The sequence below is a fragment of the Orenia sp. genome (assembly GCF_055140805.1).
This window is the reverse complement of the sequence record NZ_JBSQYM010000100.1, coordinates 1-10,997: the sequence shown is the minus strand read 5'-3', so window position 1 is coordinate 10,997 and position 10,997 is coordinate 1. Positions and strand designations below refer to the sequence as shown.

Genomic DNA, 10,997 nt, shown 5'->3' with positions numbered 1-10,997 from the left:
GGAATCAGTCTGTTTTACTGATAACTGGTTGCTGACTCCTGATTCCTAAAGGTGTCACAATATCCCCATTAAATTACACTTTAGACTTGGAGATCTATAATCAAAATATAAGTTACTCTTTAATATTTCACATAGATTCAAGAAAAAATAACGTCAAAATATTATGTTTTCTTGAAGTTGTGTTAATTATAATTATTTTTATTACTTTTGTCAAGTTAAACACCATACTTTTAACATGTAATTGACATGAAGTAAAGGGCTAAGCTAAGTGTAAGTAAAATACTAAATTAGTAAATTGAAAGATTCAAGCTAAAATAAAGGAAAAGTTCCATTAAGCTCGAAATAATGATTTAACAAGTTAAAGGAGGGAAGTAGATGGTATATTATATCAGGAATTTAATTGCTAGTTTATTATTACCACCAGGGTTATTTTTTGTATTGATAGTTATTATAGTTTTACTCAACTTTAAAAAGGGAATTTCTTATTCTGAGCAAAGAGATAATAAGAGATATATCTCTTTAGTATTAATCTTCTTATTGTTTTCTCTATATATTTTCAGTACTTATTTTGGGGAAGTGTTGTTTGTTAAACCTTTAGAAAATGATTATGCTCCCTTAGATATAAAAGGCTTATCAGAAAAAAAGAGTGCAATTGTTATCTTAGGTGGGGGGATTAGACGTGGTACACCACGGGGTGAAGAGGTTGGTTTTAAAACCTTAAGTAGATTATATGAAGGCTTAAAGCTTTATCAAAAATCGGGATATGATATAGTTGTAACTGGTGGAACTCCTCCAAAGATTTCAGGTATATCAGAGGCAGAGATGATGAGAGATGTGTTAATAGATTTAGGAGTCTCTGCTGAACATATAATAGTAGAAGATAAAGCCCTGACTACTTGGCTTAATGCTGTCAATACTACAGGTATTTTAGAGGGGTTGGGTTATAGGAGGATAATCTTGGTTACTGATGCTATTCATATGAGACGTTCTCTTTCTTCTTTTCAAAAGAATTGGAGCTATGAATTAATATCGGCTCCTGCAAATTACTTATTGGAAGGAGAGCTTAGTATGTTAGATTTTATACCTAATGGTCGGGCGCTAGATAATAATATCAAGGCTATGCATGAATGGATGGGACTTATTTGGTATACATTTAAAAGGTAGACAAATTTAAATGAGTTGAAGATAGAAATTTATGTTTGAATTAAATGTATATGAGTTCAAAATTAAAGTTAATGGGGATATTGCGACACTTTTAAAATTAGTGTGAGTGGGTGTGTGAGTAAACTCCAATAAAAAGAAGTTTTACACACACTCACACTCATAGCTCACACTATCTCTATATAACGCCATGCTTAAATTTTATTCTGGATTCACGGACCTCTAATAGAGTATTGTTATAGAAATATTCTTATAAAATTAATGTTTAAGTTATATAACTCCGCTAGTTTTAATAAAATATAATAACATAATATGAAAAGATTACTAATTAGGAGGAGGAGGCTGAATGCCTGAATTAAAGTTAGAGGGTAAAAAGAAAGAAGAGGCTTTAATTGATGTATTACAATCTACAGCTTTAGAGAAGGTGGCTTTAGCTGAGTTATTCAATGCTGGGGCTGAAGAGATGAGAGAGGTTATGAAGTTAGAGGGAGTTACTATAGATAAATTAATTGACTTCCAAGGTAGTTTAAATTCAATCATCAAAAATGGGATAGAGGTACAGAGAATATTACAAGATGATATGAAGTCATCATTGGATAGCAGTAGTTTAAAGAGTGATCGGATTGAGATAGAAGAAGAGATTAGTGAAGAGGTTATTGATGGAAAGAAGAGAATTAAGAAGATTATTACTAAGAAGGGATAGGGTGATGTTAACATATCTGATTATTTAGCCAGACCACTAGTGGTCCGGCTTTTTTTACTGTTAATTTAAAGTTATATAATATATTTCATTGTATTATTTATGATTAATATTACCATACTAGTATTAGAAAGATTCTAAATATTTAATTATTCATTGCTATACTTTAGATAGCTATTAAAAGATTAACAGCTAGTGAATAATAAAAGATAAGAAGAGCTTCTTGATCATCAGTTGTCTTTGATTACTAAAATATTGTAATATATTCAAATTAATTAGTTATAGATATCTAAGTCTAAAGTGTAATTTAATGGGGATATTGCGACACTTTGGTGTCAGGAACCAGGAATTTGGAATCAGTATAGTTTACAGGTTCCTGATAACTGATTCCAAATTCCTAAAGGTACCGTTTTTTCATTATATTGTTTCATTTTAGAGTTGTTTATCTATATAACCTTAAAATTACAATGTAAATTTTGAGAGTAGGGGTTGTGTGAAAGTGAGATGATAAATTAAGTAGTTATTATAATAAAAAGGAGGAAAAGAGATTATGAGGAAAAATTTATTTAGAAAATATCTAGCATTACTTATAGTAATACCGATGGTATTAGCATTACTTGGTGGATGTGCCCAAAAAAGCAATCAGGTTCCCAAAGAAAATAATCAAGCAGAATACAACCTTAAGGACTTAAATGAACAATTAGTGATGGCAACAGCTTGGTATCAAGCGGCAGCGGAGATGAGGGCTTTATCTTACCAAGCCTTTAATATGGCAAAAGTTATTTTTAATAATGATTTAAAGATAAATACCTCAAGAGAAAAAAGAGCAGTAATCGTTGATGTGGATGAGACTGTTTTGGATAATAGTCCTTATGAAGCATATTTAGTAGATAAGAATACAGCTTATCCTACAGGATGGGATGAATGGGTTAACTCTGCAAAAGCTAAAGCCTTGCCAGGAGCTATAGATTTTTTAAATTATGTAGTTGATAATGGTGGCGATGTATTTTATATAACCAATCGCAAGTCACATCTAGAAGATAGTACCATCAAGAATTTGAAGGACTTGAAATTTCCACAAGCAGATGCAGAGCATGTATTGACTAGAACTGATACTTCAGATAAAGAGCCTCGTAGGCAGAATGTCGATCAGACCCACCGGATTGTTCTGTTATTGGGTGATAATTTAAATGACTTTAGAAGTGAATTTGCTGATAAAGGTGTTAAAGAGCGTTTTGGTGTAGTAGATCAGTATAAGGATAAATTTGGGAGTAAATTTATTCTCTTACCTAATCCAATGTATGGTGAATGGGAAGGGGCTATTTATGACTATAAGTGGGATAAGAGTCCAGAAGAGAAGAGTCAAAAGAGAAAAGAACACTTAAATCAATGGGAAAATCCAAAGCAAGAATAAGTAATTGGGAAGGGGGTATTTACAATAACCCTCTTTTCACCTCTAAAATAGCTAATTAGAATAAAAAAGGGTGGTTAAACTATGGAACTATTCATTGGACATAAACTGCTTAAAAGAAAAGATGGCTATACAGTTATCTTATATCTTGATCAAGAGCTAAGTGAGTTTGCTAAAGACTTTGATGAAATAGATAGTAAAGAGAGAATAGGTTTAGAGCGGGGGATTAGAGACTATATTAAAGAGAAGTTACCTAATATTAAAGTAAAGAGTATTAATTTGATGGTAGGTTCTTTATTGGTAGCATCATTACCCTTTGCTAATATTGGGGTTGCTAAGGGTGCAGAGTTAAAGCAGATTCAAACTCAAAATTTTAGGATACATAAAGTAGAATCTGGAGATACCTTAGCAAAAATATCTAATAAGTTTGGAACTACTGTCTCTAAATTGAAGGATATCAATGCTTTGAGCAGTGATATAATCTATATAGGTCAGGAGTTGAAAGTACCCCAACTACAAGAAGGTACTTACATTGTACAAGCAGGTGATACTCTATCTGAGCTTGCTAGAAAGTATAATCTGAATATAGAAGAGCTAAAACAAGCTAATGGGCTGACTGGTGATAGAATTTATATTGGTCAAACTCTAACTATACCTAAGCATAGTGACTCACCTACTGTCAAAAGATTACCAGATGGAGTCTTTAGAGTTGGTGCTAAAGGAGAAGAGGTGAGAGCTATCCAAATAGCCCTTAATGATTTGGGATATTCGTTGGTAGAGGATGGGGATTATGGTCCTACAACTAAAAGAATAGTTAGCGATTTTCAAAAGCAGTATGATCCTTTGACAGTTGATGGTATTTATGGACCTCAAACTAAAGAATTTTTAGCACAAGCCCTACTTACAGATCATGCTGTTTTAGCAGAACCCAGTGATACCTTAGCTCTAGTTAACAAAAATAATAGTCTACCTTCAAATTATATTCCTGCAAATTTGGTAGTGCCTAAGGTTCCTTTTCCTTTTACAGAGTTTCATGAGAAGAAGTTGATGAGAGAGGATGCTGCCAGGGCTTTAGAGAGACTCTTTACACAGGCGAAAGAGGAGAATATCAATTTATATGCTACTTCTGGTTACCGCTCCTATGAGAGGCAAAAAGCGATATTTACCTCTAAATCGATGCGCTATGGTTTAGAAAGAGCTAATCAATTTAGTGCTAAGCCAGGAGAGAGTGAACATCAGACAGGTCTAGCTATGGATGTAACCAGTCCTAAAGTAAATTTTTTATTAAGCCAATCCTTTGGAGAGACAAAAGAAGGAAGATGGCTTAAAGAGAACGCTTCTAAATTTGGTTTTATTATTAGATATCCACAGGGTAAAGAGGATGTTACTGGTTATCAATATGAGCCATGGCATCTCCGTTATGTAGGCAATAATCATATTGCTTATACGATTGCTAGTAATGGAGCGACTTTAGAGGAGTATTTAGGAATGGCTTAAATTCAGTTATTATTGTTGGTGATAAAGAGGCCCAAGATGCCAAAAAATTAGAGATGTCTTAAGGGACAACTTTGCTCATTTTATAGAAGATTATCAGCAGATAGATGATAAAGTAATAGCATATATGTGTCAAAACCATTTTTTCCCAAAGTCCGATTATAGACTTAGATGAGATAAGGAATAGATTGACTTAAAGGTTCTTTTGTGGAAAATAAATCATATATTAGTATAGATTATAACTGAGTAATTATGATATAATTGATTTAAATAAAATCATTAAAAGGTGTAGGTTACCTCCTACACCTTTTAAATTAAGAGAGGAGTTTTAGATTGAATCAGCTGAATTTAAAGAAAATACTTGTACTAGCTATCATGATGATCTTAGCTCTAATGGGTTATTTTGGGACTAGCCTATTTGATTCAAAGGATGTTAATTTAAAGCAAGATAATTTAACAAATAAAGCTTTAGCTTCACCAAAGGAAGCTAAACAAGTAATTAAAGAGGTGCAAGAGGCTAAAAAAGTTGAGCAAGAACCCTTTACAAGTATAGCTTATGATAGTTATAAAGATTGGGAAAGATTATTAGAAGAATATAATTATAATATCAATCAAGAGTCAGTCAAGGTGCCTAGATTTAAAGTGGAGAAGTTTCCAGAGGATATTAGTCAGATTACTGATATTGCTAAGAAGAAGAAGCTATTTTTAAGTATTACCCTAATTGGAGCTTACTATGCCAACCAAGAGTTGCTAGAGGATAGAAGGAAGCTAAAGTCTATTGCCAAAGAGTATTCTAATTCCCAGACAATTAATGCAGAGGATAAAGAATGGATAGATCAGTTGAAGAAGAAGTATAGTGTTAAAGGTGATAATTTAAAGGAATCATTGGATTTATTACTCTCCAAAGTTGATATAATACCTCTGTCTCTAGTTTTGGCTCAGGCTGCTTGTGAATCAGGCTGGGGTACCTCTAGATTTACTAGGGTGGCCAATAATATCTTTGGGGAGTGGACCTTTAGTAAGGAGGTTGCAGGGGTAGTTCCTAAGGATAGACCTGTCAATGCTACTTATAAGATTAGGAAATTTGATACAATAGAAGCTTCTATTAAAAGCTATATTAATAATTTAAATAGCCATTATGCTTATGAAGAATTATGGAAGATTAGGACAAGCCTAAGAGATAAGGGAGAAGAGCTAGATAGTTTAAAATTAGCTGAAGGTTTAGTGAATTATTCCCAACGTAGAGAACTATATATTAAGGAACTCCAAGAGATTATCGAATATAATAACTTACAAAAGTTAGATAGATTATTAAAAGATTGAGTTTGAAGTTGAAAGCATAAGTTTAGTTTGATAGTTAATTTAGTGATCAGGGTATATATACCCTGATTTTATAGATAAACAACTCTAGAATGGAATTTAAATATGAGGTTATATAGAGGAAATGAGATACTTTCATGTCAGGAATCGGGAATCAGTCTGTTTCACTGATAACTGGTTCCTGACTCCTGATTTCTAAAATTGTCGCTATTAGGTGGGTAGGTGGTTTGGGGGTTAGATTTCCCTAACTCCTATCCACCTATCACCTAAATATCGTTTTTTCATTATATAAAGTTATAGTTAAATTTTATTCTAGATTCACGAATCTATAAGAAGGTATCTGATTTTAAGTAGGGAATAACATATATAACCTTATTGAAATAGAAAATGTTTAGTTTGCTGAGCTTCATAAATTCAAACTCCAAAGCATAATTTACATAGAATAGTTTTTAGAAATGAATATAACAAGTAATTTCTAAAGGGGGCGACAAGTGAGGATGAATAAGTATCAGATGATTTTCTGTTTAGATAGGCTAGATAAAGTTAGAGATATCTTTGGAAATACTATCGTTGTTAATATAAAGAATAATATAGCTAAAAAGTTTAAAAAAGTCAGCTTTCAATTATTAGATAGGCATAGCATCTTAACAGAAAAAGTGGAGGTCTTTGATGGATGCTGGTCTGTAACCTTTGCTATTAAAGGAGATGATATTCTAGTTGATATTGATGAGCAGTTAGAGACTATAAAATTGGCAGGACGTAAACTGATTAGAGAGATGTTAAAAGATGAGTTTGGTACAGCTACTGGCAGTAGGGTAGCTTTTAAATTTTTAATTAATTCGTTAGATGATGAAGTTAATAAGGAAGATTCATGTGAGTATATCAATCATTTATTAGAAAGAGAGGATATAAGCAAGTTTAAGTATAATAATTTGATAAGTAAAGCAAAATTTGTAGATATTATTAAAGAGAAGAGAATTTCAACCTTTTTACAACCTATTGTCTCTTTAAATGAAGAGACAATTATAGGTTATGAAGTACTAAGTAGAGGACCAATTGATAGTGGTTTATTTGAGGCAAGTGACCTCTTTGCAGCAGCTGCTTACTTTGATTTGACAGAAGAGTTGGAGTTGACCGCGATTATTAAAGGCTTAGAATGGGGACTCTTATTGGCTGATAAATATATGTTGTTTTTAAATATTGGTCCTAAGTTATTATTAAACGATAAATTTTACAAAACTATTTCAGATGTTAGATTTACTAAGCTATTACCTAGACTTATCTTTGAGATTACTGAGCATATGCCTCTGTCGCAACTAGAAGAAGTTAAGGCTAAGATTAAAGAGCTAAAAGGACTAGGGGTTAATATTGCTTTAGATGATACAGGATGTGGATTTTATGATATACGTGCTGTTGAAGAGTTAAGACCTAAAATAGTAAAATTATGTATAACTATAGCAAATCAGATTGGTGAGGGTGTTGAAGTTAAAGAGGAGATATACAAGACAGTAGATAGGATAAAAGCAATAGGAGCTACTGTCTTAGCAGAAGGAATAGAGAAGAAAGAACAGGTAGACTTTTTGAAAACATGTAAGGTAGATTTGGTGCAAGGCTATTACTATCAACGACCACAGCCAGCAGAAGAGATGTTGAAGAAAATTAAAATTAAGGTATAGATTTCCAAGGTGTAGCTATTAAAATTAAATTTTACTAATAATTTTTTCTTTTAGCTTCCTTTATAACTTGTAATAATTTCTCGATATGTTATTATAGTTTATATGATTAATTGTTTAAGTTTTCAAGAGTTGCTATTTTATCAAAATCATCATATTAATATTTGAAGTAATGAGAATAATTACATAAATAGCTAGTGAATAGTGGTTTGTGATAAATAGCTAAATAATTAACTAAAGTAGTAGAGAAGGGGTTGTGAAGATGAGAGATGATATTTTAGAATTATTGAAGAATAATAGTAAATTGACCCATGAACAGATAGCTACTATGCTAGATTTATCTGTAGCAGAGGTAGAAGATGAGATTGTTCAATTAGAAGAGAAGAATATCATTGTCAAGTATTCTACTTTAATTGACTGGGATAAGACCGATAAAGAGTTGGTCTCTGCTTTGATAGATGTAAAGGTGACTCCTGAGAGGGATTTTGGTTTTGATGCAGTTGCTAAGAGAATTTATAAGTTTCCTGAAGTAAGTGCTGTACATTTAATGTCTGGAGGCTATGACTTATCTGTACAGGTAGAGGGTAGAACGATGAAGGAGGTAGCTTTATTTGTTGCTGAGAAGTTATCTACAATTGAGCATGTTCAAAGTACAGCTACCCACTTTATGTTAAAGACCTACAAGAAAGATGGAGTAATATTTAAAGGAGAGAATAAGCCAGCAGAACGGTTAGTGGTATCACCATGAATTGGTCAGAGATGATTTCACCACGAGTACAGGCAATTCCACCATCAGGTATTAGAAAGTTTTTTGATTTAGCATCAGGTGTAGAAGATGTAATCTCTTTAGGGGTAGGAGAACCTGATTTTGTTACACCTTGGCACATTAGAGAAGCTGCCTTCTATTCATTAGAACAAGGAGATACCATGTATACTTCTAATTATGGTCTTTTGGATTTGAGAAAAGAGATAGCTAATCTATTAAAGAGAGATTATAAGTTGGAATATAATCCTGAAAATCAGATTTTAGTTACAGTGGGAGTCAGTGAAGCTTTAGATTTAGCTTTACGAGCTTTATTAAAAGAAGGCGAAGAGGTCCTCTTACCTGAGCCTTGTTATGTCTCTTATGAACCGTCTACCTTATTAGCAGGAGGTAAGGTAGTTAGAATTAAGACTAGAGAAGAGGATAACTTTAAGCTACGAGCTAAGGATTTAAGAGAAGCTCTTACTCCTAAAAGTAAGATTTTAGTCTTATGTTATCCCAGTAATCCAACAGGGGCTACTATGGAGAGAGAGGATTTAGAGGAGATTGCTGAAGTGGTTAAAGAGCATAATCTAATTGTCCTAGCTGATGAGATATACAGTCGCTTGACCTATGAAGGAGAGCATACTAGCTTTGCTACTCTGGAAGGGGTGAAGGAGAGAACTATTTTGTTTAATGGATTCTCTAAAGCTTATGCTATGACTGGCTGGAGAGTTGGATATGTAGCAGCTCCAGCAGAAATAATTCAAGCAATGATGAAGATTCATCAATATACTATGCTCTGTGCTCCAATTGTTAGTCAGAAGGCAGCTTTAGAAGCATTACGTAATGGTGATAGGGAAGTAGAGAAGATGGTTAAATCCTATAATCAGCGTAGAAGAGTAATCGTTAAAGGGCTTAATGAGATTGGTTTAAAGTGTTTTAAACCTAAAGGCTCCTTTTATGTATTTCCTTCTATTAAAAGTACTGGGCTAAGTTCTGAAGAGTTTGCTGAGAGGCTATTAACAGAAGAGGGTGTAGTGGTAATTCCAGGTAATGTCTTTGGAAAGAGTGGAGAAGGTTTTATTCGTTGTTCTTATGCTTCGTCTTTAGATAATATATATGAGGCTTTAAAGAGAATAAAGAGATTTGTAAAGAATTTATAATAAATAGAGGTACTTGGGTTAACCCAAGTACCTCTATTTATTATAGTGTGACTGCCAGTAGTCTGTGTGAGTAAAATCAAGAGCATTCTACGCGTTTACATTTACTTCTCACACTTGCACTTACACTTAATCCACTTTAGATACTACTATTCCAATTAAACCTGGTCCTGTATGAACAACCATAGATGGACCAATCTGTCCAAAAAAAGTCTCTTTGACATTATCTAATTTCTTTATCTCTTTTAATAAATCCTGAGCTTCCTCGTAGGCAGCACCATGCATTACATCTACAGTAGTGATTCCCTCTTTAATCTTATCTTTAACGATATTATAGATTGTATTAATAGATTTTTTTCTACCTCTTGACTTTTTTAGGGTATAATATTGCCCCTCTTCATCGATAGAGATAATCGGTTTCAGGTTTAAAAGCTCTCCGATAGTTCCTGATACTTTACCAATTCTTCCACCTTCAATTAGATACTTTAAGGTCTTTACTACGAAAAACACATCGGTATTCTCCATCTTCTTATTTATTTTCTCTATGATATCAGTAAAATTTAATCCTTTTTCAATCAATTCAGCAGCATAAAGAACCAATCTTCCCAATCCCATAGATAATGCTTTAGAATCGATTACCTCTACAGTAATATCCTCTACTTGTTGAGCAATCATTCTAACCATATTATAAGTACCACTTAAACCACTAGAGATATGGATTGCGATAACATGGGTAAATCCCTTCTCTTTGAGATTTAAAAGAATTTTTTGGGCGTCATTGGGGGACGGCATAGAAGTTGTTGGAATTTCCTCTGAAAAACTATTATAAATCTCTTCTGGCTGAATATCTACCCGATCGGTATATTCTTCATCTTTATAAATTATCTTCAAAGGAAGGCTTTGTATATTTTTTTCTTTTAGAATTTCTTTAGGAATATCGCAGGTGCTGTCAGTTAATAGAGCAATTTTTTGATTCATTTGAACAAATCACCTTCTTTATAAGAATATTTTGATTTTATTATATCACAATCAACTTTAACCAATCAATCTAATTTATCAATAAGTAGTGAGTAATTGACAATTGTTAAGAGGTTTGATTATTTATTTAGTACTAGCTAGTAGTCAAATCCTCTTAATGTAATTACTATCTACTATAGTCTATGCAATTTAAGATATATATTTCTATAATAAATATTAGGTTATTAGGGAAATTAATACAGTATAGAGATAATGTGACACTTTGTGTCGAGTGTGAGCTATGAGTGTGAGTGTGTGTAAAACTTCTTTTTATTAGGGTTTACTCACACTCACACACCCACTCACGCTAATTTTA

At 32.8% G+C, this 10,997-nt stretch carries 9 protein-coding genes; 8 read left to right on the top strand and 1 reads right to left on the bottom strand.

What is annotated here, in order from left to right:
• The first annotated feature begins 375 nt into the window (after positions 1 to 375).
• The 8 genes from ACTCDL_RS10475 (at position 376) to ACTCDL_RS10440 (ending at position 9,667) form a co-directional block, all read left to right on the top strand.
• Positions 376 to 1,164 carry a YdcF family protein gene (locus ACTCDL_RS10475; RefSeq protein WP_463176419.1) on the top strand — a complete coding sequence of 263 codons (789 nt, stop codon included), beginning with the start codon at positions 376 to 378 and terminating at the stop codon, positions 1,162 to 1,164.
• A 343-nt stretch (positions 1,165 to 1,507) separates the two neighbouring features.
• Complete coding sequence (locus ACTCDL_RS10470; RefSeq protein WP_463176418.1) at positions 1,508 to 1,864, top strand: hypothetical protein; 357 nt, start codon at positions 1,508 to 1,510, stop codon at positions 1,862 to 1,864.
• Positions 1,865 to 2,411: 547 nt separating this feature from the next.
• On the top strand, positions 2,412 to 3,275 hold the full coding sequence (locus ACTCDL_RS10465) for a 5'-nucleotidase, lipoprotein e(P4) family (protein ID WP_463176417.1): 864 nt from the start codon (positions 2,412 to 2,414) through the stop codon (positions 3,273 to 3,275).
• An 81-nt stretch (positions 3,276 to 3,356) separates the two neighbouring features.
• Entirely contained in the window at positions 3,357 to 4,769 is a 1,413-nt protein-coding gene (locus ACTCDL_RS10460) for a D-alanyl-D-alanine carboxypeptidase family protein (protein ID WP_463176416.1), read from the top strand.
• Positions 4,770 to 5,099: 330 nt separating this feature from the next.
• Positions 5,100 to 6,089, top strand: a complete 990-nt coding sequence (locus ACTCDL_RS10455; protein WP_463176415.1) for a glucosaminidase domain-containing protein — start codon at positions 5,100 to 5,102, stop codon at positions 6,087 to 6,089.
• Between the two features lie 494 nt (positions 6,090 to 6,583).
• The gene (locus ACTCDL_RS10450) at positions 6,584 to 7,762 is read left to right on the top strand and encodes an EAL domain-containing protein (protein WP_463176420.1); all 1,179 of its coding nucleotides are present in this window, start codon (positions 6,584 to 6,586) and stop codon (positions 7,760 to 7,762) included.
• 259 nt (positions 7,763 to 8,021) lie between these two features.
• Positions 8,022 to 8,507, top strand: a complete 486-nt coding sequence (locus ACTCDL_RS10445) for an Lrp/AsnC family transcriptional regulator (protein WP_463176414.1) — start codon at positions 8,022 to 8,024, stop codon at positions 8,505 to 8,507.
• A complete protein-coding gene (locus ACTCDL_RS10440) occupies positions 8,504 to 9,667 on the top strand; it encodes an aminotransferase class I/II-fold pyridoxal phosphate-dependent enzyme (protein ID WP_463176413.1) in 1,164 nt (387 codons plus the stop codon). The genes ACTCDL_RS10445 and ACTCDL_RS10440 overlap by 4 nt, the downstream gene beginning before the upstream one ends.
• 126 nt (positions 9,668 to 9,793) lie before the next feature.
• On the opposite strand, the gene ACTCDL_RS10435 is transcribed toward ACTCDL_RS10440, so the two are convergent.
• A complete protein-coding gene (locus ACTCDL_RS10435; protein ID WP_463176412.1) occupies positions 9,794 to 10,642 on the bottom strand; it encodes a DegV family protein in 849 nt (282 codons plus the stop codon).
• Positions 10,643 to 10,997: the final 355 nt, after the last annotated feature.

Coding starts and splice junctions, on each gene's coding strand:
- ACTCDL_RS10465 (WP_463176417.1), top strand. CDS start 2,412: ATGAGGAAAAATTTATTTAGAAAATATCTAGCATTACTTATAGTAATA.
- ACTCDL_RS10475 (WP_463176419.1), top strand. CDS start 376: ATGGTATATTATATCAGGAATTTAATTGCTAGTTTATTATTACCACCA.
- ACTCDL_RS10435 (WP_463176412.1), bottom strand. CDS start 10,642: ATGAATCAAAAAATTGCTCTATTAACTGACAGCACCTGCGATATTCCT.
- ACTCDL_RS10445 (WP_463176414.1), top strand. CDS start 8,022: ATGAGAGATGATATTTTAGAATTATTGAAGAATAATAGTAAATTGACC.
- ACTCDL_RS10460 (WP_463176416.1), top strand. CDS start 3,357: ATGGAACTATTCATTGGACATAAACTGCTTAAAAGAAAAGATGGCTAT.
- ACTCDL_RS10440 (WP_463176413.1), top strand. CDS start 8,504: ATGAATTGGTCAGAGATGATTTCACCACGAGTACAGGCAATTCCACCA.
- ACTCDL_RS10470 (WP_463176418.1), top strand. CDS start 1,508: ATGCCTGAATTAAAGTTAGAGGGTAAAAAGAAAGAAGAGGCTTTAATT.
- ACTCDL_RS10450 (WP_463176420.1), top strand. CDS start 6,584: ATGAATAAGTATCAGATGATTTTCTGTTTAGATAGGCTAGATAAAGTT.